Below are 23,361 nucleotides of genomic sequence, written 5' to 3' on the forward strand. Positions count from 1 at the left end.
TATGAACCGCATCTTTTGGACCATCCGAAATTCGCTGGCATTTAAGGTCATTCTCTCGACCGTTATTTTGTCTCTTGGCGTTGTTTGGGTAACAGGATCGGCCCTAAATTCAAGACTTTCTAGCGGTATTAAAGAGGTAAATCTGAACTCTGCCGTTGTTGAAGCGCGTTCAACAATCTTTACCGCTGAATACCGCTTCTTGCTGGCACAAGGCGAAAAGGATTCAGTTGTTCAGCAAGTAGTAGATGATGTTATTGCTTCTGCTACAACCTTGACCTCAAATGAAAATACTCGCGAGGTTGTGTTCATCAGAAGCCCAGGAAACACACGTCCGATTAATTATGAGATTGCATCAAACTTGCTGGATCCTAAATCTATTCCTACATCGCTCAGTGAGCGAGTAAGAAAAGGTTCAGATTTAGTGTGGCAGTACACAGATATGCGTTATCTACCTGGTGGCAAAGTGTCAGGATTGGCTATTGGGCAAAAGGTGCAGATTCCAAATGCTGGCCAGTATGAGATGTACATGGTTTTCTCACTTGCAAATGAGAGAAAAACATTAGATCTAATTAACACCTACTTACTTATAACAGGCATCATTTTGCTTTTGTTAATCGCACTTATTACATGGTTAGTAGTTCGACAGGTTGTAAAGCCTGTTCGTGAAGCGGCGCGAATTGCTACTGAATTTACAGCTGGCGATTTCAGACAGCGCATGAAGGTGGAATCACAGGATGAAATTTCTACCCTTGGCCATGCCTTTAATGAAATGGCAGAATCACTTGAACAGCAGATCGCGCGTTTAGAGAACTTATCTCGCGTTCAGCAACGCTTTGTATCTGATGTATCTCATGAACTTCGCACTCCACTAACAACGTTGCGAATGGCATCTGAAGTAATTCACTCTTCAAAGGATAGTTTTGATGCGACAGTTGCACGCAGTGCCGAGCTATTGGTTGCGCAGTTGGATCGATTTGAACGATTGCTCGAAGATTTGCTTGAAGTTTCTCGCTTTGACGCAGAAGTTGCCGTGCTAGAAGCGGTTGATTTCGACATCGTCCAATTAGTTAATCGCTGCGCTGAGGATTTAGCACTTGTTGCTAAAGAGAGAAAAACCCAGATTTACATTAAGTCTGAGGAGCCATCGGTAATGATTAAAGCTGATATACGCCGGGTTGAGCGCATTCTTCGCAACCTTTTAGCTAATGCTATTGATCATGCTGAAGAGGTTCAGATTGATGTTCAGATAGTTGCCAGCGAACATGATGTTGCAGTTGGAGTCAGAGATTATGGAATTGGGCTTGATGAAAATGCTCTAACTCGAGTATTTGATCGCTTCTGGAGAGCAGATCCTTCGCGAGCACGCACACGCGGTGGTACGGGACTAGGTCTTTCAATCGCACTAGAAGATGCACGTTTACACAATGGTGAACTTGAAGCGTGGGGTCGACCAGGCCGTGGTGCGCACTTTGTTATGACATTGCCCCGCAAAACTTGGGAGTCAATTGATCGGCGTTTAATCCCATTGCAGCCCGAGGATTACAAAGCTTAATCTCCACAACTTTTTAACCAAAGTTCAGTTGCTTTAATTCTTACTTAATCATGTAGGGATGAAGATGCTTGATGAACTTTCACAACTGATATTTCCAACACGGTGTTATGGCTGCAATCGTTTGGGTCTTTCCATCTGCACAGAATGTAGACGTGAATGGATCCCACACTATTACAAGACTTATATAGATACGCTAAAAGTTCATTCCGCGTTGTTGTATACGCCGACTGCTTCAAAGATCATCATGGCTGCAAAGGAAAATTCATTACAAGGTGCCGATCAACTCTTGATCGCCGCAATTACTCACGTTTTGAATAAAGCCACATTAAATACGCATTACTTTCAATTGGTCCCAGTGCCATCAAGTAAAAGTTCACAGAGGCGCCGGGGCAGAAGTTTTATAGTTGATCTGACAGATCAGATCTCTCGAAATACTGGAATTCCAATGAATGATTGCTTGCAACTTTCCAGACGTGTTGCAGATCAAAGTGGATTAACTCGATCTGAGAGAGTTTCAAATATGAAAGGCGCTTTCGCGCTGAAAAAGGATGCAATTGTTAGAGGAGAGCTGATTTTGATAGATGATGTCGTAACGACGGGTGCAACTGTGCGAGAAGCGGCTAGAGCCCTTAATTCGCAGGGTTTTCACGCCGTGGGCTCAGTTTCTGCGGTTACCGCCTGTGTGGCGCAACCTCTACGATAAGGGGGTGAAAAGGGGCCTCTTTCCACCATATGGCCGGCCCCGCGATGAGAGGTAAGAATCAATGCCAGCTTTTTTCGACAAGATTTTGCGTGCAGGCGAAGGACGCATCCTTCGTGACTTGAGCAAGATTGTTGACTTGGTGAACGCCCAAGAAGCTCGCATCGTCGCAATGAGTGATTCAGATCTTCGTGCGCAGACCGCTCTCTTCCAAGATCGTTACTCAAAGGGCGAAACCCTTGATGAGCTGATGCCAGAAGCTTTTGCTGTTGTTCGCGAAGCTGCAAAGCGCACTCTAGGTCAGCGCCACTACGACGTTCAATTGATGGGTGGAGCCGCACTTCATAAAGGCAATATCGCCGAAATGCGTACTGGTGAAGGTAAGACCCTTGTTGCAACACTTCCTTCATATCTCAACGCACTTGCTGGTCGCGGAGTTCACGTTGTAACAACAAATGATTATTTAGCAGAGCGCGATAGCGAGTGGATGGGCCGCGTTCACCGCTTCTTAGGCTTAAAGGTTGGCGTGATTCTTGCGAACATGACACCTGCAGAACGTCGCGAGGCATACCTTGCTGACATTACCTACGGCACAAATAATGAGTTTGGTTTTGATTATCTGCGCGACAACATGGCGTGGTCGCTCGAAGAGTGCGTACAGCGCGATCACTTCTTTGCAGTAGTAGATGAAGTTGACTCAATTTTGATCGATGAAGCACGTACACCGTTGATCATCAGCGGTCCCGCTGATAAGGCAACTAAGTGGTACGTGGAGTTTGCAAACCTTGTTGGCAAACTGCAACGCGATGTTCACTACGAAGTTGATGAAAAGAAGAAGACCTGTGGAATTATTGAAGAAGGCGTAACTAAGGTTGAAGAGCTTCTTCAAATTGGAAACCTATACGAGGCAGCAAATACGCCAATGATTGGTTACCTGAACAACGCAATCCGCGCTAAGGAGCTATTCAAGCGCGATAAGGATTATGTCGTCATGAATGGCGAACTATTAATCGTTGATGAGCACACTGGCCGTATGTTGGCTGGTCGTCGCTATAGCGAAGGTCTACACCAGGCGCTAGAAGCTAAAGAACGCATTGAAATTAAGGATGAAAATCAGACTCTGGCAACTATTACATTGCAGAACTATTTCCGTCTGTACGACAAATTGTCAGGTATGACAGGAACGGCTTCTACTGAAGCCTCTGAATTCCACCAGATTTACAAGCTTGGTGTTGTTCCAATTCCCACTAACCGCGCAATGCAGCGTATTGATTCATCAGATTTGGTCTACAAGTCTGAAGAAGGAAAGTTTGCTGCTGTAACTGCAGATATTGTTGAACGCCATCGCAAGGGTCAGCCAGTTCTGGTTGGTACCGTGAGCGTTGAAAAATCAGAAGAGCTTTCAGCATTCCTTCGCAAAGCAGGAGTGCCTCACGAGGTACTCAATGCAAAGCACCACGAACGCGAAGCAGCGATCATCGCTCGCGCAGGTGTTAAGGGTGCGGTAACTGTTGCAACAAATATGGCTGGTCGCGGTACTGACATCATGCTCGGTGGTAACCCTGAGTTCATGGCAGATTTTGAATTACAACGCCGCGGAATTTCTCCAGTAGATGACGCCGAAGAGTATGAAAAGGAATGGCCTGCAGAGATTGCGCGCCAAAAGTCAGCGGTTGAAAAGGGACATGAAGAGGTAATTGGCTTAGGTGGTTTGTATGTTCTGGGAACAGAGCGCCACGAATCACGCCGTATTGATAATCAGCTTCGTGGACGTTCAGGTCGTCAAGGCGATCCTGGCGAATCTCGTTTCTATCTTTCACTTCAAGATGATTTGATGCGTCGTTTCAACTCAGGAATGGTTGAGCGTTTCTTATCTGCAGCAGGTTTACCTGATGATGCACCGATCGAATCCAAGATGGTTTCTAATGCCATTCGTTCTGCACAAACTCAGGTTGAGGCTCAGAACTTTGAAATGCGTAAGAATGTTTTGAAGTATGACGATGTTATGAATCGCCAACGTACTGTTGTGTACGGTGAGCGTCGCATGGTTCTTGAAGGCGCAGATATCAAGGATCAGGTCGCCCGATTTGTTTCAGATACCTTGACCGCATATGTACAGGCAGCAACCGCTGATGGCTATGCCGAAGATTGGGATCTAGAGACCTTATTTACAGCGCTCAAGACGATTTATCCGATCTCATTTACCATCAGCGAACTTGATGCCGAAGTTGGATCACGCGCTGGACTTGATGCTGATTACTTAACTGCCAAGGTTGTTGAGGATTGCAAGGCGGCATATGCAGCTCGCGAAGCAGCACTAGGCGCAGATGTTATGCGCGAACTAGAGCGCAAGGTTTTGCTATCTGTTCTAGATCGTAAGTGGCGTGAACACTTATACGAGATGGATTATTTACAAGAAGGTATTGGGCTTCGTGCAATGGCACAGCGTGATCCACTTGTTGAATATCAAAAGGAAGGCTTCGATCTATTCGCAGCCATGATGGATGGAATTAAGGAAGAGATTGCGGGCTTCCTGTTTAACATCGAAGTAACTGTTGAGAGCTCAAGCAATGAGGTTGTTGCTCCGGGGCTTGAAGCGAAGCAACTTCCAACATCTGGATTGCAGTACACAGCAGCTGATGAGTCAGGTGTTCGTACTACTGGCGATGTATCTCGTAACGCACCGTGCCCTTGTGGTTCAGGTAAGAAGTTCAAGCGTTGCCATGGTGGAGCTGCTTAATTCAAATCAAAGTTAGCGATGTACAAAGCCATCGTTGATCTTGTCCTTCAAATCTAATTGCAGCAACTCGTAATCTTTCGCCATACCGGATTGTTACCGTTGCTTCACAGATTCCATCTAGCGGTTCGGTAATTCTGCTTTTTCTAATTCGACCAATCTCTTTTTGCCAGCCAGCTTTTCTTTGAAGTTCATTAAAGACTCTGTAATGGCACATTGATTGCACTTGATTAACCGAACGTCGTCCAGCCCAAATCTCAACAACGTTATGAATAAAGCGATTGGTTAACTCGGTGATATCTGGAAGATCAGCGGCCGAGGTAGGTTCTGGAGCAAATTCAGTATCGTATTCCTCGCCAAAGCTTGAAGGAACTAGGTACAGCTTTGGCTTTCGTGGCGCAACGATAGAAGCTGCTGGGCGAAACATTTCGAGTACTGGGTGCAGGTAATCCTCATCGGGATCACTAGAAATTGGCTCCACGTTGATGTGGGTGAAGGTGGGTAACTGTTCATATTCAAGGTGAGTTGTCATGAGTGCAGACTCGCCTGCGCCAGAAAAGGGATCCTCATACTTTTAGGTGGATAAAGCCCCTCCTTAAGTATGACTGTGGAAAAGTTTCAGAAAGCGTCCGATAAAGAGTTTGGGTGCACCCATGACTCTTACACGAAAGACACGAAGCTCCCGCTTGCCTTTGGCGATCACACTCATCATCGCTGCGTTTGTATCCACTTTTTTGATCGCAACTTTTTCCAATAAAGGTGCAGATTATTGGATGGTTAATACTCCGATTTCTCCGGGCCATACGATTTCTGCATCAGATGTCTCGTTGATGCATGTCAACTTAAATGTAACATCTAGCTCATATTTGGATCAATCGGTAGAACCTATTGGCATGATCGCAACACGACTGCTGCATCCAAATCAACTCATAGCAACTAGCGATCTGACTGCAGCAACTAACGCAATGTCTACTAGTGCGGTGCCAATTAGTGTGCGCGGAGTTGATTTAGCTACAGGTCTGACAATTGGTGAAGGTGTAGATATTTATTGGGTATTGGATGCACAAAACGGAGAAGGTGCCGTTGATCCCATTTTAATTCTTGGGGGAGTCACTTTGTTGAGCTATGACACATCAGGAAATAACTTTGGAAGCGATGTTGGAATTACCGTTGCAGTTGAGGAAACTCAAGTTCTGCGGCTATTAAGCGCCACTTCAATGGGTCGTTTAGTGGTGGTTCGCTCACATGTCTGAACTTGAAATGCCTACTGTCATAACAGCAATCTCTTCAACCGAAGCTGAAAGCTTTGTTGCCGGAACTCTCTTTGCGCAAGGCTGGAATGTTGTTTTCCGCGCCATTGATTGGGATTCTTTGGATCGATACTTAATTGCAAATCCTGAAGTTTCACGGGGTGCTCTCTTGTTGTTCGCCTCTGATCTGCCAGGAATCACCGCTGAAAGAGTTACGGCACTTTCTGGCAGCACCAGGCAGAGCATCGGCTTTTCATTGAAGCACGGCCACACCACAGAGATTCAGAATCTGCAGGAAATGCCTATCGTTGCAACGGATTTAGTAAGTCTGGTGCGTGGATATGTGCGTGCACCAATGCTTCGCACCCAAGCAAATACCTTTCGGCAACAGCGAAAATCACATGTAGTCGCTGTTGGTTCTGCAGGTAGCTACACCGGCTGCACCGTGTTGGCCATGAACCTGGCGATGGAGCTCAGCGTGCTCGATAAATCAACACTTCTTATCGAGGCTAATTTCAGAGCGCCCTCAGTTGCTGCATACCTTGCGATGAGAAATATTAAGAGCGAAGGGGGTTGGAAGACAATTGCACCCAACCTCTCGTTAGCCGAAGTAGACCAAGAGCATGCACATGAAATCGATGATGTTATGGCACGTGCGACATCTGAGTTTGATTACATCATCGTCGATCTGGGTTCTATTTCGGGTTTATCGAATCGACTTACAGATCGTCGTTGGACCTCAACTATGACTACCTGGTGTTGCGATCAAGCAGATGAATTAATGATTATTTCAAGAGCAGATCAATTAGGTCACCATCGTTTAAATCAGGTTATTGATTTGCTGCAGCAAACCTCAATTCGAGCAAAGCTTAGTTTTGTCTTAAATATGAAGGTTGCTGGAAAACGTGGCGACACAGCTGAAACCAAATTCCTGACTAGCGTCACACCATTAAAGCCCGTGCGCGTCAGAAGCATTGCACATGATCCCCGCGCAATATCTGCGGCGATTGAAGAGCACGCAACCTTAATCGAGATCAATGAGCGCTCAAATATGCGTAAATCCATCGCTGAATTGGCCCGTGAACTAAAAAGTTAAGATCTATTACTATTGGTCAATGCGCGCATACCTTGCAATTAGCCAAAAGGATCTTGTCGCCTTTATTGACGCAAAAAGTATTGAGGTCGATGAACTCTTTGCTCCAACCCCTCAATTTGTCGCAGATAACACCGATTGCGATGAGGAAGAGTTGGAGTATTTGCTGTCTTTGGCAGCAGGAGAAGCTGCATTAGATCTGCGCCTGTCTGAAAAGGCGCCAGGAATTGTCTTGGCTATTGAAGTTGAACAATCTCAGATAGGTGAAAGTTATGAGGATTCAATAACTCTTACTTCGGCAATCACATGGGATCAGATTCAATGTGCTCTGCTGGCCTATCACGGTGATGATGAGCTGGTCTGGTTTGCAACCCAAGAGATCGAGCTTCATTGCGGAGAATGGGTCTAGCCATGTTTCAGCTAGATAATTTGCTGGGCGGAAGAACCACTGTAACTATTGATCAAGCACACCGAATTCGAGAGTTAGTAGCCGATTGGCAATTACTGTCAGATCTTTCCTTTGCAGATTTAATTTTGTGGGTTCCAATCCGTAAGGATGTAAAGGTATGGCCAACAGGACACATTGCTGTTGCTCATATTCGCCCAACCACTACTGCAACTGTTTTCGTAAATGATGTTATTGGTGATGAAGTTACTTGGGGTGCGCGACCAAATATTGACGAAGCTTTATCTGGTGGAGAAATAATCAGAAACACCGAACCTGAACGAGTGGGTGAAATTTTAGTCAAAGAAGAAACGATTCCTGTTTTCTTTGAAGGTCAAGTTATCGCGGTAATATCGCGACACCGAAATGCTGAGCAGATGCGTTCTCCAGGAAAGCTTGAATTAAATTATCGCGAAATCGCAAATCATTTGTATCAGATGGTTGCCGAAGGAAACTTTCCGTATAAAGATGCGGGCTCACTCTTTGAACCTGTTCCACGTGTTGGCGATGGATTAATTCGATTAGATGTAAATGGCGCAATTTCCTTTGCAAGCCCTAATGCAAAATCTGCATTTTCACGCATGGGTTGGCGGGGAGATCTCGAAGGTCGCATTCTGGGTGAGGCTGCAGAACAGGTTGTGACCGTATCTCCCAACGCACATGAAGAAGGTGTGCGAAGTCGTTTAAATGGCAAGGTATTGCGCCGGGTAGAAATTGATAATCAAGGCGCAACTATTGATCTATTGGTGCTGCCGTTGATTCAAGGAAATGATCGAATTGGCGCCATTGTCTTGCTGCAAAATGTTACTGAACTTCGCCGCCGCGAACGTGAATTGGTAACTAAGGACGCCACAATCCGCGAGATTCATCACCGTGTAAAAAACAACTTACAAACAGTATCGGCGTTACTGCGTCTGCAATCTCGTCGTATTGAAGACCCAGCGGCTGCTGCTGCGTTAGATGAAGCGGTGCGCAGAATTGCATCTATCGCTCTTGTTCACGAGACACTTTCAAATAGCACAGAAACAACAGTTGCCTTTGACGAGGTACTTACTTCGCTTGTTACGCATGCCTTAGAACTGAGTCCGCGAATGGGGCAGTTAACTATTGAACGCTCAGGTCAGTTAGGTTCACTTGAATCTCGAGTAGCAACGCCTTTGTCATTAGTTGTAACAGAGCTTATTCACAACGCGCTGGAACACGGCTTGGCAGAGTCTGGCACTCAGTTGCGTATTGAACTGCAGCGTTACAGCAACGAGGGTCTTGTAACTATTTCAGATGATGGAGTTGGTTTACCTGAAGGCTTTGATTTAAGCACTTCATCTAACTTAGGTCTGCAGATTGTTCGCACGCTGACAGAGAATGAGTTAAAGGGTGAATTGAAACTGGAATCAACACAACAAGGAACGCAGGCAAAACTGCGCTTCCCACTTTAAATCTGGTTTTGTTGCTCCATTAGTCGTGCACGGTTACGTGCTGCACGTCGCTTAAGGGCACGACGTTCATCTTCAGATAATCCGCCCCACACGCCAGCATCCTGACCGCTCTCGAGCGCCCATGCGAGACATGGCTCTTTTACGATGCAGCGATTACAAACCTTTTTTGCCTCTTCAATTTGAGTGAGGGCTGGACCAGTATTTCCGACAGGAAAGAAAAGCTCTGGATCTTCATCGCGGCAGGCTGATTGATGTCGCCAATCCATTGCATGTCTCCTTAGGGAAGTAAAACGGTGTTCAAGAGATTTGGTAATACACACAGTTGTGCGTGCAAGGTCTTAATTGTCCATGATGCAGAGGCGATGTACAAGGATGAAATGAAAGAGATTTTGATATTGAGCGTGATCTATCTCAAGTGTGCCCCCGACAGGAATCGAACCTGTGCACCTGCCTCCGGAGGGCAGTGCTCTATCCCCTGAGCTACGGGGGCTCGTGGGTCAGAGATGAAGGTTATCAGCGGGTGCGAATATGTGTTCATACTGCGAGAATCTGCGCATGAGTTCAACAGCCTATTTTGCAACTGGATGCTTCTGGGGAGCAGAGCGACGTTTTTGGCAGATGGATGGAGTTATCGAAACTTCTGTCGGCTACATGGGTGGAGTTCGACCAAACCCTTCATATGAACAAGTGTGCACAGGTGTTACTGGACATGCTGAAATGGTGAAGGTTGTTTTTGATCCAGCAAAGGTTTCATACCAACGTTTATTAGAAGAGTTTTGGACGATGCATGATCCAACCTCATTGAATCAACAAGGGGGAGATATCGGAACTCAGTATCGCAGTGCGATATTTACAACAGATGCAGATCAAATGCACACCGCGCTCGCATCGAAGGCTGAATATCAGAAAGCACTTGATGCCCAAGGTTTAGATCAGATTTGTACCGAGATTCTTAGCGCCGACGGTGTTCCTTATTATGAAGCTGAGGAGTATCACCAGAAGTATTTACAGAAAAACCCAAATGGCTATGACTGCCATTCAAGCACCGGTGTTGCGTATCCACGAAAGGTTGCACAGGCATGAGCGAAAAGGAGTATCCGGTACACATTAATGAAACAGAGCTTGCGCAAAAGTTAGATCCACTTTCATATGATGTTTTACGTAACGCCGCAACTGAACGCCCATTTACAGGGGAGTACACAGACACCGACAAGGTAGGCGTGTACAAGTGCAAGGCGTGCAGCAATGAATTATTTAGAAGTGAAACAAAGTTCCATTCAGGCTGCGGATGGCCATCTTTTTACGCTCCAACAGCTGACGATGCTGTTGAGCTGATTGAGGATAGATCACTATTTCCACGCGTGCGCACCGAGGTTCGCTGCGCACATTGTGGTTCGCACCTGGGCCATGTTTTTGAAGGCGAAGGGTATGAAGTACCAACGGATCAACGTTGGTGCATTAACTCTGTCTCGTTAATCCTTGAAGAACGCTAGGAATTACAGAGAAAAGCTTGGGTATTCATCGGTTACAAGAACCAATGCATAACCAACAACGCGGTTCCAGTAAGCGATAGTTCCAACCACACCTTCAGCACAGAACTCTGGGTAGTTGCCGGTAAACAAGATGCTGAACCATGCAAATAGCGTTAAGAACGCTGCGTAAATTATGTATGCAATTCCGACTAGATAGAGCGGAATCGCGAGGAACCACTTAACTAATGGCAACCAGCGATTTAATGCCTTCGCATCAACTTCTGGGAAGGTCACACTTACAACATCATTATCTTCAATTGATGGATACTCATCTGTAAGTAGCAGAACATAAGCGTCAACGCGGGTTTGAAGTGAAAGTAGAGCTTCATTGAAAGTTAACAAGTAACTTGGGTAGACCTGGCGAAACACAATCGCTAAAGCCACAGGCAGAATCAAAAGCCCAATAGTCCAGCTGTCAGAGTTGTTGGACCAATTAGGTGCAAATGAGGCGACAAAGATCGCCATCGGTACAACGAGGATGATGCGAAAAAGCGCGGTTACGCGGTTTCGCTCTGTCAGTGTTACATCGACTTGGGTTTCAATTTGATTGCTCATGCGGGGCAATCTACCGCTGAATGAGCGCAGGTATTGCTAATTGCAGTCATATTGCCGTATTTTTGCAGTCGTTACAGGTTTTTTGCAGAAAAAAACATGGGGATGAGGTGAATACATGGCAGGCATCAAAGAGGTTGCAGAAGAGGCAGGGGTCTCGACCGCAACTGTTTCACGTGCCCTTCGAGGTTTGCATCATGTGAATCAACAAACTCGCGAAAAGATCATTGCAGCTGCAGAGAAACTGAACTACCCATTAACTCCTGATCGCACCTCTGTTTCCAGCGGCAGAACAAACTCTGTTGGCGTTGTCGCTCCTTATATTTCACGATGGTATTTTTCCCAGGTTATTTCAGGTGCCGAGCAAGCACTTCGTGAAGCAGGACTTGATCTGCTGCTGTACAACTTCAGTCAGATGAAGGGACGTGAACGTCTTTTTCAGCACCAACTTCTTAAAGGTCGCGTCGATGCGTTAATCGTTATTTCCTTGCCGCCAACTGAAGAAGAGTTTGAATCAATGCTTAGCCTTGGAATTCCGATTGCACTAGTTGGAATGGATCACGCAAAGTGCGCGTCAATCAAGATTGACGATGTTGCAGCAGCTCGTACAGCAACGCAACACCTTGTAAATCAAGGACATAAGAAGATTGGCTTGATGTCAGGTCGCCCCGATGATCCATTTAACTTCAGCGTTCCGCAGGATCGCCGTAAAGGATTTATGCAGGCGTTAGTTGAAAATGGTTTGGAGTGGCTGCCTTCTCGCGAGATTCATGGCGACTTCACAATGCATACCGCCGCTCGTGCGATGGATGATTTGCTGGCACGACCTAATAGACCAACTGCAATTTTTTGTGAATCTGATGAAATGGCGATGGGTGCAATGCAAGCGCTACGTCGTCATGGATTAAAGGCACCTGATGACATATCAATTGTTGGTTTTGATGGGCATGAGATGGCTGAATTCTCTGAATTAACGACCATTGAACAACCTGTTACGTTGATGGGTGAAATGGCGGCATGGTCGATTATGGAGCGTTTACGTAAACCAACGATTGATCCACCATCATTAGTGCTGCCAACTACCTTAGTTGTGCGTAATTCCACCCGTCGTTTAACTCCCGAAGAGCAAGCTCTCTGAGGTAGCCTTGCTGGCATGAGTGACCATCAAGTTTCAGCGCCGAATCTTGCAGAACTACAAACCCACCACAGTGCAAAGTGGCGGGGGTTTGCAAGCGATGTACTTCCTCTTCCAGTAGCTGAAATGGATTTTCCGGTTGCCGAGCCGATTAAAGCAATACTTTCTGAAATGGTCGCTAACTCTGATCTTGGCTATCTCGATTCAATTCCAGAATTAGGTTTGGGATTTCAAAAGTTTGCCGCAGAGCGTTGGGGATGGAATGTCGACCCTCTTCAGGTGCGAGCAGCGACAGATGTAGGTGTCGCAGTTGTTGAGATTTTAAGAGTCATTACGCAACCAGGAGATTCAATTCTTCTAAGTTCACCGGTTTATCACAACTTTTACACCTGGATTGATGAAACAAAACTCAACAAGGTTGATGTTCCTTTTGAAAGAACGGGCGATGAAAGTAAAAACCCATGGGAGATTAACTGGGATGGAATTGAAAAGGCATATGCAAAGGGCGTTAAGGTCCACTTGCTCTGCAGCCCTCACAATCCTCTTGGACGTATTTATAGTGAGGAAGAACTTCGTAGAATTACAGCCCTTGCGAAGAAGCACAATGTAATTGTTATTAGCGATGAGATTCATGCACCTTTGACGTATAAGGGTGAAACTTTCATTCCTTACTTGTCTCTTGGTAAAGATGCAGAAGAGGTTGGCATAACTGTTACCGCTGCCTCAAAAGGCTGGAATATCGCAGGACTTAAGTGTGCAATTATCGTTTCGCAGAATGAAGCCATGCATCTGCGTTTGAATGGCTTAGCGATGGCGATGCCTTACCGAGCATCACTGTTGGGTGGATTTGCAACAGCTGTGGCATTTGCAGATTGCGCAGAATGGCTCGATACAGTTTTGGAAAATTTAGATCACAACCGCAAGATGATCAAAGATCTGCTCGATGTCAAACTTCCATCAGTGAGATATCACATTCCGCAAAATGGGTATTTAGCATGGCTAGATCTTGAGTCTCTTCAACTAGGTGAAGATCCAAATGCAACGTTGATAGAAAAAGGTCGAGTTGCCTTTAATGCGGGGCATACCTTTGGCGCCCAGTGCTCTCAATATGTGCGACTCAATTTTGCAACGAGCCCAACAATTATTACTGAGGCGATTGAACGTATAGCTCGGTCTATATAAATGTCTGCTCAGGAATATGATGTTGTCATTGTTGGTGGTGGCCACAACGGATTAGTTGCCGCTACATATCTTGCTAAAGCGGGTAAATCAGTTGTCATTCTTGAAGCGAATCCCGAAATAGGAGGAGCTACCCAAAGCGTTCGAGCCTTCCCTGATTTTGATGCAAATCTTTCGAGGTATTCATATCTCATCGCACTGCTGCCTGATGAAATTGTTAAAGATCTTGGTCTTAGCTTTGATTGCATTTCGCGAGAAGTTTCAAGCTATACGCCATACGCAGACAAAGGGCTCTATGTCTCTCGCGTGTGGGATCAAAAGACTGCAGACTCCTTTCTCGAACTAGATCCCACAGGTGCTGAAGGGAAAGCCTGGCAAGAGTTTTACGGCGAAATCGCTGAGTTCGCACAACGAATTGCACCATTTATGTTGAAGCCCCTGATGTCACGCAGTGAATTAAAGGCCGCCATCAATATGCCTGAAGTCTGGGAGTACTTGATTGAAAAACCTATTGGCGAAGAGATAGATAAACGATTCAAGAATGATTTAGTTAAAGGCGTCGTATTAACAGATGCGCTGATCGGAACCTTTGCATCAGCATATGAAATGCAGGCAAATATCTGCTTCTTGTATCACCTCATCGGAAATGGAACCGGCGAATGGAAAGTTCCTCGTGGGGGAATGGGTGCACTTGTAAAAGAGCTGCAACGAGTTGCAACCTCCGCTGGCGTTGAAATTCGCACCAACAGCCCAGTTCAATCAATTGCAAGTGAAACATCGATTGTGAAAACAAAACTTTCAACAGGCGAAGAGATAACTTCAGAGTACTTGCTTTCAAATGCTGCGCCTCAGGTATTGGCGCAACTGCGCGGAAAGCAAAAGCCTGAAAGCCGTGATGGTTCACAGATGAAGATCAATATCTTGCTTAAGAGTTTGCCCCAATTGAAATCAGGAATTGATCCACGTTTAGCTTTTGCCGGAACCTTTCATGCAAATGAAACTTTTTCACAATGCGAACAAGTATTTTCCGATGCAAAGGCGGGGCACATGCCTATAAAGCTGCCGATTGAAATGTATTGCCACACCTTGTCTGATCCATCAATCCTCAGCGAAGAGCTACAAACTGCTGGATATCAAACCCTGACCTTATTTGGATTACATACCCCAGCATCTTTATTTGATGCTGACAATGATGCTGCCCGAGATGCGGCTTTGAAATCAGCGCTTGCTTCCTTAAATGAATTTCTTGTCGAACCAATTGAGAATGTGATTGCCGCGATAGAAGTTAAAACTCCGCTAGATATTGAAGAGGCGATTGCTTTGCCTCGTGGAAATATCTTCCACAAGGATCTCTCATTCCCATTTAGAGAAGACGGCAGTGCTCCTTCATGGGGTGTTGAAACAGACGACCCTCGAATCTTCATTTGCGGGGCAGGTGCGGTGCGCGGCGGCGGAGTAAGCGGAATTCCTGGTCATAATGCGGCCATGGCTGTGCTTGCAAACAATTAGACCCAAAAAGCAATTACAGTTGGCCCATGAGTCTTCATCCTGAAACATCTGCAATCACGGCTGGACGTCCCGCTCCGGCTCCTGATGCTTCATTGAATCCTCCAATTATTTTTTCCTCTACTTATCATGCGGGTGGACCAGTTGGTTATGGCCGTTACGGCAATGAAAGTTGGAGCGCTTTAGAAACTGCAATCGGTGAGTTAGAAGGCGGAGCAACTCTGTCATTCTCATCAGGAATGGCTGCAATTAGCGCGGTCTTTTCAATTCTTCCAATTGGCGCTCCAGTTGTTGCATCGAATCAGGGATACAGCGGAATCATGGGATTGCTCAATCAGTTCCATGCAACTGGTCGATTAGAAGTTCGCTTTGTAGAAATTACAAATACTGAAGAGGTTATTGCAGCCATGAAGGGTGCAGCACTTGTTTGGTTAGAGTCTCCAACAAATCCTTGTCTTGATGTTGCAGATCTTCCGGCTCTGATAACTGCTGCAAAGAAGTTAGGAATCGGCGTTGCGGTTGATAACACATTTGCGACTCCACTTGTTCAGAAGCCATTAACAATGGGTGCCGATATCGTCATGCACTCAGTTACAAAGTTTTTGGCAGGACATAGTGATGTTGTTTTGGGATCGTTATCAACTAATGATCAAGCGCTATTTAAGCGATTAGATGAAGCACGTCGTTTTAATGGTTCAATTCCTGGTCCATTTGAGACCTGGCTTGCTGTTCGTGGAATTCGTTCCTTCCCAGTTCGCTTCAGAGCGGCTGAAAGCAATGCAATGGATCTTGCGCAACGCCTAGAAGCTCACGCAAAGGTGACAAAGGTTCGTTATCCAGGCTTTGGCGCAGTGGTTTCCTTTGAAGTTGATGGAACTCCTGAACAAACTGAAAAAGTCTGCGAATCATCAAAGCTCATTACCCATGCAACAAGCCTTGGTGGAATTGAGTCATTGTGGGAGCGCCGCCGCCGCTGGGCCCTTGAAAGTCCATCAGTTCCGGAGCAATTAATCCGATTATCTGTTGGCTGCGAGCATGTTGATGATTTGTGGGCAGATATTAATCAGGCGTTAACCGTTCTATAAAGAATTCTTGCGCAAAAGCGAGTATTTTTATCCTATGTTCAAAGCAGTTCGTCGAGTCTTCGCAGCAGCGACTATGGCTATCTTGGCCTTTCGCGCGGTCGGTTCATTCCTTTCTTGGGTAGAACACCAAGAGGATTCAGTGGCCGACACATGGGTCGATGAAGATGAATTTGAAGATGCCTGATTACGAATACATCCCCGGCACCTGCAACATAGGCAAAGGCGAAATCCGACGACGACAACTCGTTGCACTAGTTGGTCTCTTCTTTTCAATATCTACACTTTTAACTTTTAATACTGTTGATGCTCCAACCACTATTCGCTTAGGAATTTTCTTTCCACTAATGGTTGCATCTGTTGGCTTTGTTCAATCCCGAAGCAAGTTTTGTTTAGCCTATGGATTTGCCGGCACTTTCAACATCGGCAAGCTGGGCGATATTAAGAGAGTAGCAAGCAAGGAAGACCGTGCCGCAGATCGCAAAACCGCCTTGGTAATCCTCGGAAAATCTTTTTTGCTTGCGGCCCTAGCGACAGGTGTGGTTCTAGTACTACCCTTTTAGTATGAAGATACAAATTCATACACGCAACGCAGATTTAGCAGAAGATTTCAAAACAATCGCGGAAGAAAAGCTCAACAGTATGGAGCGATTTAGTGTGGTTATAGATCGCGTCGAAGTTGAAGTTCTTCATGAAAGCAACCCGCATCAGGGCAAACATAAACACAAAGTGATTTTAACTTCGCATGGCTCTGGTCCATTGCTTCGGGCTGAAGCAGCAGAGTTCAACGATCTTGCTGCATTTGATGCTGCGATCAAGGCCTTTGCATTACAAATTCGTAAGATCCATGAACGTACTAAGGATTACGATCGTTCGACTTTACGAAAGATGAAAAGCGAGATCTAAACGATCTCACTTCCATCTTTACGAGTTGCTGTAAGACTTGCGACCGTTGTAACGATAAGGCTTGCAACAATCACGCCAAGGCTTACTTCAAGACTAAATTCTGGGATATGAACTCCTGCAATCTCTTCTACGCCGATGCCATGGAATGCTTCAAAGACCATCTTGATACCGATAAAGGCCAAGATGAAGGAAAGACCCTTGGAAAGATAAACAAGACGAGCAAGCAGTCCTTCTAATAAGAAGAAGAGCTGGCGAAGTCCCATGAGGGCAAAGACATTTGCAGTTGTAACAATGTATGGATCTTTTGTCAGACCAAAGATCGCAGGGATTGAATCCAGTGAAAACACTAAGTTAGTTAATCCAAGGGCAACGAGTGCGATTGCAAAGGTGCTAAATCCTCGCTTCTTTAACAGAGCTACAACTTTGCCCTCTTTCCATTCATCATCCTCATTCTCTTTCGCCAATGTGTAGGCGGTGTAGATCAAGAAAGCACCGAATAGGAAGAACACTGATGCGAACTGTTGAATCAGAGCAGCACCTAGCGGGATCAACAACGCTCTAATTGCGATGGTCAACATAATTCCAAGGAGCAGAACTAGTTGTTGCGCTTCTTTTTGTACCTTAAGGCTTGTCAAAATAATGATGAATACAAAAATGTTATCTACCGACAATGCGTACTCGGTTAGCCAGCCAGCAAAGAACTCTTTCTGACCTTCCACACTTGTCCACCTTGGCATCAAGATTCCGAAAAGGATTGCTGTACCGATGTAGAAGACGGTCCAAAAACTCGCTTCACCCATACTTGTTGCCTTGTTACGTCGGATAACCGCAATACCAAGATCAAAGATGATAATTGCAGCAAGGACAGCAACTGTTACGAGCCATGTCGTCATAGATTCCATGGCGGTATTGTGCCAGTTAGTGGTGCAGCCAGATGGTGGAAACTGGCGGAATGGTTACTTTTCCATCTCTTCCATCAACAGTTCCAGCGCTTACAGTCAGCAGCTTTCCGGTGATTTCAACCTCAACTGGTTTATCTCCAAGATTCATATAAATCGAAACATTTCCGCGCTTGAATCCAAGAAGTGTTTCGCTCTTACTTCCATGCTCCGGTGATTCCACCCAAATGACCTCACCATTGTTGACTAGATGATCAGCTCGCAAACTAAGTGCGCTGCGATAAAGATTCAAGGTGCTCTTTGGATCCGATTCTTGCTTTTCTACAGTTAATTCTCTCCAAGTGTTTTGAAGTGGTAGCCATGGATTTCCTGAAGTAAATCCAAATGGTGCGCTATCTCCGTTCCATGGAAGTGGCACACGTGCGCCATCGCGACCCTTTTGTGTTCCCTTTGTTCTGAAGTAAATCGGATCTTGTCGCGATTCATCTGGAATAACTCCATCAGGTAAACCAAGTTCCTGCCCGGCGTAGACATAACAAGATCCTGGCAATCCAAGTACAAATAAGGCAAGGGCACGAGATTGAACCTCGCCGATGCGCGAAGCAACACGAGGCGAGTCATGGTTACTCAGAGCCCATGTTGGAAGTGCATCGACAGATTGCATGAGTTCAATGGCCGCGCTCATAACTCCGTACAAGTGCTTGGCGTTAAATGGGGCATCCAATAAGTCGAAGTTAAATACTTGATGTAGTTCATCATGACGAACGTAACGCGTTGCGTTCACAGGTGGATGCACCCACGCTTCAGCAACGGCCATGACTTCACGAGAGCCGTAGGAGTTGAAAATCTTGCGCCATTGGCGATAAATCTCGTGAACACCTTGGCGATCAAAGTAAGGGACTGTAGGAAGCAAGGCGTAGCGGCGCTCAGGATCCATCGGCATATCAAGGCGCAACGCATCACTAAGACCTTGAGGATCTGGATGATCCTTTAAAACATCTTCCTTTACTAAACCATGTGCAACATCGATGCGGAAACCGTCAGCACCAAGATCTAGCCAGAAGCGCAAAGTCTTTTCAAAGTCCTCGGATACATCTGAGTTATCCCAATTCAGATCTGGTTGTGATGAATCAAAGAGGTGAAGATAGAACTGTCCATCTTCAACTTGAGTCCATGAAGGACCACCAAATAAAGAGATCCAATTGTTCGGAGGAGTGCCATCTGGGTTTGCATCGTAGAAATGAAAACGGGCACGCTCTTTAGAACCACGTCCAGCTTTCAATGCATCCTGGAACCAGACATGTTGATCTGAAAAGTGATTAGGAACGATATCGACTAGCACTCGAAGATCTAGGGCATGTGCAGCATCAATCATTTGTTTCGCATCAGCAAGGTTTCCAAAGCGAGGATCAACATCGCGTGGGTTAGCTACGTCGTAACCACCATCTTTATTTGGTGATGTGTAGAAAGGACTTAGCCAAATTGCATCGACACCAAGTGATTTCACATATTCAAGTTTTGAGGTAATTCCAGGTAGATCGCCCTCACCATCACCATTGCTATCAAAAAATGAGCGCGGGTAAATCTGGTAGATCGTTGCTTCTTTCCACCATGGTGAGGATTTCATGGAGTCAGGCTACGGATTGGGCTATTTCGAAACAATGTAAAAAGGGTGCAAAGACCCTCGGTACATTGCGCTTTTATAACGTTTTAGCGGGGCAGTTTGCCGTCTAGCTCTTTCACGAGGGCTTGGATCTCTTTAGACAAAGTCTGCAACTCACGCAGTTCCTCAAGCGCGGCTGAATGTGTTTCAGAAATCATCTTTTCAACACTGACTGATTGCGCCTTCTGGCCAACCATAATTATTGAAAGCAGTACCAACTGCAGAAAGGTCTGTGCAATCCAAGAAACGATCGTTATAGAGTCACCAGATTTGAGCGCCTTGGGCAGAGAAATAAGTGCGATCGCTGCAAAAATATATGCGCACCACATAGTCGCTACGCCTGAGGTAATTTTTTCTGCCAGCCAAAGATTAAAGCGCTTCATAGCAACAACGATACACTTGATGCATGGAGATCATCTATATCTGTCTTCTTTCATTAATCCTGCTCGGCGTTGCATACTGCGCCCGTCTGTTGCGTGCCTTGCATGCAAAGTTGAGCAAGAGTTCAGCGGCGGTTGCTCGAGATATCGCGAAAATAACGGCAGAGAATAAGAAGAACCAGATGATCACTTTTCATCAAACGGAAGCCTTTATTCAACTTACTCAGCTCCTAGATTTCAAAGCGCCGATACCTGCAACTAGAAGCTGGGCGGCATCTCCAGATCTTTTGCTAACAATTACTGAAATCATCAAAAAGCACCGTCCCGGATTAGTTGTTGAATTAGGTTCAGGAGTTTCGACACTTGTAGCTTCAAAGGCAGGTGCTAGAAAGATTATTAGCATCGATAACTCTGAAGAGTTCGGTGGGAAAACCGTTGCGATGCTTAAGGAGCACAAGGTTCGTGGTGTTGATGTTCGCATTGCCCCGCTTCAGCCTTATGCAAATGGTTTTACTTGGTACGACACTTCAACAATTAAAGATTTAAAAAAGATTGACCTACTAATAATTGATGGCCCACCAGGATCAAAAAATCCCGAAGCTCGCTACCCAGCCCTTGCTGAATTTAAAGACAAGCTTTCAGCCAAGGCGATTATTGTGATTGATGATGTACGCCGTGATGGAGAGCGAAAGTTAGCTGAAGATTTTGCAAAGGCATTACCGAACCACGCCTTAGTAATCTTGGATCATGAAAAGGGCACCGCGGTAATTTCGCCTCGCTAACCCATGCAGATAACTCGCGAAGAAGCATTGGCTGTTGCCAGCGCACGAATAGTTGATACCTCTACCTTTGTACGTGCAGTTTTGTCTGGGCGCCGCCGCAATATGCAGGTTGATTTCGAACGAATCGACATTCGCTTAGTTGAGATCAAAGGCGTTTTGCATCTACAACTAATGCAAAATGATGGACGTGCAACAACTACCAAAAACTTACTTCCTGAGCAGGTTGCTGTAGACCAACTTTTGGATAGCGGATATGCCAACATCATGGTGGAAAGCACCTCTGAGGCTTACTCAGTGCGGATTACAAAGAGCGGGGATGCTCAAGTGCACACTGAAAAGCGTGAATCAGAACAAAACTTGGCTCACGATAAGAAGAAAGAAAGATTGCTTGATCCCAGCGATCCATTCTTGAAGGAAGTTGGAATCGCAGATGTGAAGGGCATAATCAAGCCTTCTCGCCAAGATAAGTACAAGCAAGTTGAAGAGTTTTTGCGCTTGCTGTCACCAACTCTTAACGCAGCAATTGATGCGGGTCAGATTCATATGCCAACAAAAGAAAAGCCGTTACGCATTACAGATTTAGGGTGCGGGCATGCCTACCTTACTTTTGCCGCACATCAATTCTTAATGAAGTCGGGAATTCCAGTTGAAGTGACAGGAATTGATGTACGTCCGGATTCTCGAGATCGTAATAATGCGATTGCAGAAAAACTTGGCATCACATCAACTATTACTTTTAAGGCAGAAGAGATTGCAAAAACAACTGCAGACTCTGCAGATATTGCGATCGCCTTGCACGCATGCGATACAGCTACCGATGACGCAATCGCATGGGCTGTCAACGGGGGAGCAAAGCTATTATTAATTGCGCCGTGCTGTCATCACGATATTCAGAAGCAGATCGAATCAGCACCAGAACCTTGGGGCGCGTTAACAAAGTTTGGCTTGATGAAGGAGCGACTTGGTGATTTATTGACCGATTCATTCCGTGCACAGTTGCTGCGCATTGTTGGATATCGAGTTGAGGTGATCGAGTTTGTTGCAGGTGAGCACACTCCACGCAATCTGATGATCCGCGCAGTAAAGACTGGTGCTAAACCAGAGAAGTTAGATATCGATAGATACCTTGAAATTACCGCTGAATGGGGCGTTACTCCTGCGTTAGAGAAGAAACTTCCGACTCTTAACATCCGTTAGACTTACGCCATGTCAAAGGTCCTCGCATCTCTTCCAGTTGGTGAAAAAGTAGGAATCGCCTTTTCAGGCGGCCTCGATACATCTGTGGCGGTTGCGTGGATGCGCGACAAGGGAGCTGTCCCTTGCACATACACAGCAGATCTAGGCCAGTACGACGAGCCAGATATTGATTCAGTTCCAGGTCGCGCAAAGGAATATGGCGCAGAGATTTCACGTCTAGTTGATTGCAAGAACGCATTAGTCGAAGAAGGAATCGCAGCGATTGCCTGCGGTGCATTCCATATCCGTTCGGGTGGAAAGCAGTACTTCAACACAACTCCACTTGGTCGCGCAGTTACCGGCACAATGTTGGTTCGTGCGATGCATTCAGATTCAGTTGAAATTTGGGGCGATGGATCTACCTACAAGGGCAATGACATCGAGCGTTTCTATCGCTACGGATTGCTTGCAAATCCAAACCTACGAATTTACAAGCCATGGCTTGATCAAGATTTCGTCACCGAACTTGGTGGACGTAAAGAGATGTCTGAATGGTTAGTTGCTCATGGACTTCCATATCGTGACAGCACCGAGAAGGCGTATTCGACAGATGCAAATATTTTGGGTGCAACGCACGAAGCAAAGAGCCTCGAGAATCTAGATACATCAGTTGAATTAGTTCAACCAATTATGGGTGTTCGTTTTTGGGATCCAGCGGTAAAGATCGATACAGAAGATGTAAAGATCTCATTTGTTCAAGGTCGTCCTGTTGCAATCAATGGAAAGTCATTTGATGACATCGTGGATTTGATGAAGGAAGCCAATGCAATTGGTGGCCGCCATGGTCTTGGTATGGCTGACCAGATTGAAAACCGCATTATTGAGGCGAAGAGCCGTGGAATTTATGAAGCTCCAGGAATGGCGCTGCTATTTATTGCGTACGAGCGTTTAATTAGCGCAATTCACAATGAAGACACTATTGCTAACTATCATGCAGAAGGTCGCCGACTAGGTCGCTTGTTGTACGAAGGTCGCTGGTTTGATCCACAAGCACTGATGCTTCGTGAATCTCTAATGCGTTGGGTTGCTTCTGCTGTAACAGGCGAAGTAACAATTCGTATGCGTCGCGGTGATGATTACTCAATTATTAATACAACAGGGCCTGGTCTTAGCTACCATCCAGAAAAGCTTTCAATGGAGCGCACTGAAAACGCTGCCTTTGGTCCAGTTGATCGCATCGGTCAATTAACCATGCGAAACCTTGATATTGCCGATACCCGTGCCAAGTTAGAGCTTTACCGCTCACAGGGCCAGATTGGTGATGGCGAGTTTAAATTAATCGGCGAAATCGAATAG

General features: G+C 45.8%; 25 protein-coding genes and 1 tRNA gene. 19 read left to right on the forward strand and 7 right to left on the reverse strand.

What is annotated here, in order from left to right; translation table 11 throughout:
* Position 1 precedes the first annotated feature (1 nt).
* The 3 genes from mtrB (at position 2) to secA (ending at position 4,992) form a co-directional block, all read left to right on the forward strand.
* Positions 2–1,552: an MtrAB system histidine kinase MtrB gene (gene mtrB, locus AC8GFU_RS01825; protein WP_506626802.1), complete on the forward strand. Its 1,551-nt coding sequence runs from the start codon at positions 2–4 to the stop codon at positions 1,550–1,552.
* 58 nt (positions 1,553–1,610) lie between these two features.
* The gene (locus AC8GFU_RS01830) at positions 1,611–2,255 is read left to right on the forward strand and encodes a ComF family protein (protein ID WP_506626803.1); all 645 of its coding nucleotides are present in this window, start codon (positions 1,611–1,613) and stop codon (positions 2,253–2,255) included.
* A gap of 61 nt (positions 2,256–2,316) precedes the next feature.
* Positions 2,317–4,992, forward strand: a complete 2,676-nt coding sequence (gene secA, locus AC8GFU_RS01835) for a preprotein translocase subunit SecA (RefSeq protein ID WP_506626804.1) — start codon at positions 2,317–2,319, stop codon at positions 4,990–4,992.
* A 1-nt stretch (position 4,993) separates the two neighbouring features.
* Here the strand turns inward: secA and AC8GFU_RS01840 are convergent, their stop codons facing one another.
* Positions 4,994–5,521, reverse strand: coding sequence for an Rv3235 family protein (locus AC8GFU_RS01840; protein WP_506626805.1), 528 nt, complete (start codon positions 5,519–5,521; stop codon positions 4,994–4,996).
* Positions 5,522–5,642: 121 nt separating this feature from the next.
* Here AC8GFU_RS01840 and AC8GFU_RS01845 point away from each other — a divergent pair, with 121 nt between their 5' ends.
* From AC8GFU_RS01845 to AC8GFU_RS01860, 4 genes are read left to right on the forward strand one after another with little or no spacing between them, the layout of a single operon-like run.
* Positions 5,643–6,242 carry a flagella basal body P-ring formation protein FlgA gene (locus tag AC8GFU_RS01845; protein WP_506626806.1) on the forward strand — a complete coding sequence of 200 codons (600 nt, stop codon included), beginning with the start codon at positions 5,643–5,645 and terminating at the stop codon, positions 6,240–6,242.
* Positions 6,235–7,335: a hypothetical protein gene (locus AC8GFU_RS01850; RefSeq protein ID WP_506626807.1), complete on the forward strand. Its 1,101-nt coding sequence runs from the start codon at positions 6,235–6,237 to the stop codon at positions 7,333–7,335. The genes AC8GFU_RS01845 and AC8GFU_RS01850 overlap by 8 nt, the downstream gene beginning before the upstream one ends.
* Positions 7,336–7,354: 19 nt before the next feature.
* The gene (locus AC8GFU_RS01855) at positions 7,355–7,741 is read left to right on the forward strand and encodes a DUF6912 family protein (protein ID WP_506626808.1); all 387 of its coding nucleotides are present in this window, start codon (positions 7,355–7,357) and stop codon (positions 7,739–7,741) included.
* A gap of 2 nt (positions 7,742–7,743) precedes the next feature.
* Positions 7,744–9,213, forward strand: coding sequence for a sensor histidine kinase (locus AC8GFU_RS01860; RefSeq protein WP_506626809.1), 1,470 nt, complete (start codon positions 7,744–7,746; stop codon positions 9,211–9,213).
* Here AC8GFU_RS01860 and AC8GFU_RS01865 read toward each other — a convergent pair.
* Both AC8GFU_RS01865 and AC8GFU_RS01870 read right to left on the reverse strand, forming a co-directional pair.
* Positions 9,210–9,479 (reverse strand): WhiB family transcriptional regulator, encoded by a 270-nt coding sequence (locus tag AC8GFU_RS01865; protein WP_506626810.1) that lies wholly within the window; start codon positions 9,477–9,479, stop codon positions 9,210–9,212. The genes AC8GFU_RS01860 and AC8GFU_RS01865 overlap by 4 nt on opposite strands.
* A 152-nt stretch (positions 9,480–9,631) precedes the next feature.
* Positions 9,632–9,703, reverse strand: a tRNA-Arg gene (locus AC8GFU_RS01870).
* Positions 9,704–9,768: 65 nt separating this feature from the next.
* On the opposite strand from AC8GFU_RS01870, the gene msrA reads away from it, so the two are divergent.
* The gene (gene msrA / locus AC8GFU_RS01875) at positions 9,769–10,296 is read left to right on the forward strand and encodes a peptide-methionine (S)-S-oxide reductase MsrA (protein WP_506626811.1); all 528 of its coding nucleotides are present in this window, start codon (positions 9,769–9,771) and stop codon (positions 10,294–10,296) included.
* A complete protein-coding gene (msrB, locus tag AC8GFU_RS01880) occupies positions 10,293–10,706 on the forward strand; it encodes a peptide-methionine (R)-S-oxide reductase MsrB (RefSeq protein WP_506626812.1) in 414 nt (137 codons plus the stop codon). Before msrA ends, msrB begins: the two co-directional genes overlap by 4 nt.
* 3 nt (positions 10,707–10,709) lie before the next feature.
* Here the strand turns inward: msrB and AC8GFU_RS01885 are convergent, their stop codons facing one another.
* Positions 10,710–11,300: a DUF4389 domain-containing protein gene (locus AC8GFU_RS01885; protein ID WP_506626813.1), complete on the reverse strand. Its 591-nt coding sequence runs from the start codon at positions 11,298–11,300 to the stop codon at positions 10,710–10,712.
* A gap of 115 nt (positions 11,301–11,415) precedes the next feature.
* On the opposite strand from AC8GFU_RS01885, the gene AC8GFU_RS01890 reads away from it, so the two are divergent.
* The 7 genes from AC8GFU_RS01890 to hpf are packed head-to-tail and all read left to right on the forward strand — an operon-like array spanning position 11,416 to position 17,105.
* Positions 11,416–12,435 carry a LacI family DNA-binding transcriptional regulator gene (locus tag AC8GFU_RS01890; protein WP_506626814.1) on the forward strand — a complete coding sequence of 340 codons (1,020 nt, stop codon included), beginning with the start codon at positions 11,416–11,418 and terminating at the stop codon, positions 12,433–12,435.
* A gap of 15 nt (positions 12,436–12,450) precedes the next feature.
* Complete coding sequence (locus AC8GFU_RS01895; RefSeq protein WP_506626815.1) at positions 12,451–13,614, forward strand: MalY/PatB family protein; 1,164 nt, start codon at positions 12,451–12,453, stop codon at positions 13,612–13,614.
* On the forward strand, positions 13,615–15,120 hold the full coding sequence (locus AC8GFU_RS01900) for a phytoene desaturase family protein (protein WP_506626816.1): 1,506 nt from the start codon (positions 13,615–13,617) through the stop codon (positions 15,118–15,120).
* Positions 15,121–15,146: 26 nt separating this feature from the next.
* Complete coding sequence (locus AC8GFU_RS01905) at positions 15,147–16,202, forward strand: trans-sulfuration enzyme family protein (protein ID WP_506626817.1); 1,056 nt, start codon at positions 15,147–15,149, stop codon at positions 16,200–16,202.
* Between the two features lie 34 nt (positions 16,203–16,236).
* Positions 16,237–16,386, forward strand: coding sequence for a hypothetical protein (locus AC8GFU_RS01910; RefSeq protein ID WP_506626818.1), 150 nt, complete (start codon positions 16,237–16,239; stop codon positions 16,384–16,386).
* The gene (locus tag AC8GFU_RS01915) at positions 16,367–16,762 is read left to right on the forward strand and encodes a hypothetical protein (protein ID WP_506626819.1); all 396 of its coding nucleotides are present in this window, start codon (positions 16,367–16,369) and stop codon (positions 16,760–16,762) included. Before AC8GFU_RS01910 ends, AC8GFU_RS01915 begins: the two co-directional genes overlap by 20 nt.
* 1 nt (position 16,763) lies before the next feature.
* Positions 16,764–17,105 (forward strand): ribosome hibernation-promoting factor, HPF/YfiA family, encoded by a 342-nt coding sequence (hpf, locus tag AC8GFU_RS01920; RefSeq protein ID WP_506626820.1) that lies wholly within the window; start codon positions 16,764–16,766, stop codon positions 17,103–17,105.
* Here hpf and AC8GFU_RS01925 read toward each other — a convergent pair.
* From AC8GFU_RS01925 to AC8GFU_RS01935, 3 genes are all read right to left on the reverse strand, one after another.
* Positions 17,102–18,007: a TerC family protein gene (locus tag AC8GFU_RS01925; protein ID WP_506626821.1), complete on the reverse strand. Its 906-nt coding sequence runs from the start codon at positions 18,005–18,007 to the stop codon at positions 17,102–17,104. The two genes, hpf and AC8GFU_RS01925, sit on opposite strands and share 4 nt — an antisense overlap.
* Before the next feature lie 16 nt (positions 18,008–18,023).
* Positions 18,024–19,631 carry a glycoside hydrolase family 13 protein gene (locus tag AC8GFU_RS01930; RefSeq protein WP_506626822.1) on the reverse strand — a complete coding sequence of 536 codons (1,608 nt, stop codon included), beginning with the start codon at positions 19,629–19,631 and terminating at the stop codon, positions 18,024–18,026.
* 83 nt (positions 19,632–19,714) lie between these two features.
* On the reverse strand, positions 19,715–20,050 hold the full coding sequence (locus tag AC8GFU_RS01935; protein ID WP_506626823.1) for a hypothetical protein: 336 nt from the start codon (positions 20,048–20,050) through the stop codon (positions 19,715–19,717).
* Between the two features lie 23 nt (positions 20,051–20,073).
* Here AC8GFU_RS01935 and AC8GFU_RS01940 point away from each other — a divergent pair, with 23 nt between their 5' ends.
* Genes AC8GFU_RS01940 through argG form a run of 3 tightly spaced genes read left to right on the forward strand, consistent with a single transcriptional unit; the run spans position 20,074 to position 23,361 of the window.
* A complete protein-coding gene (locus tag AC8GFU_RS01940) occupies positions 20,074–20,829 on the forward strand; it encodes a class I SAM-dependent methyltransferase (RefSeq protein WP_506626824.1) in 756 nt (251 codons plus the stop codon).
* Between the two features lie 3 nt (positions 20,830–20,832).
* The gene (locus AC8GFU_RS01945; protein ID WP_506626825.1) at positions 20,833–22,026 is read left to right on the forward strand and encodes a class I SAM-dependent methyltransferase; all 1,194 of its coding nucleotides are present in this window, start codon (positions 20,833–20,835) and stop codon (positions 22,024–22,026) included.
* A gap of 9 nt (positions 22,027–22,035) precedes the next feature.
* The gene (gene argG, locus AC8GFU_RS01950; RefSeq protein ID WP_506626826.1) at positions 22,036–23,361 is read left to right on the forward strand and encodes an argininosuccinate synthase; all 1,326 of its coding nucleotides are present in this window, start codon (positions 22,036–22,038) and stop codon (positions 23,359–23,361) included.

Source organism: Planktophila warneckei (SeqCode), assembly GCF_965234675.1.
GTDB lineage: Bacteria > Actinomycetota > Actinomycetes > Nanopelagicales > Nanopelagicaceae > Planktophila > Planktophila warneckei.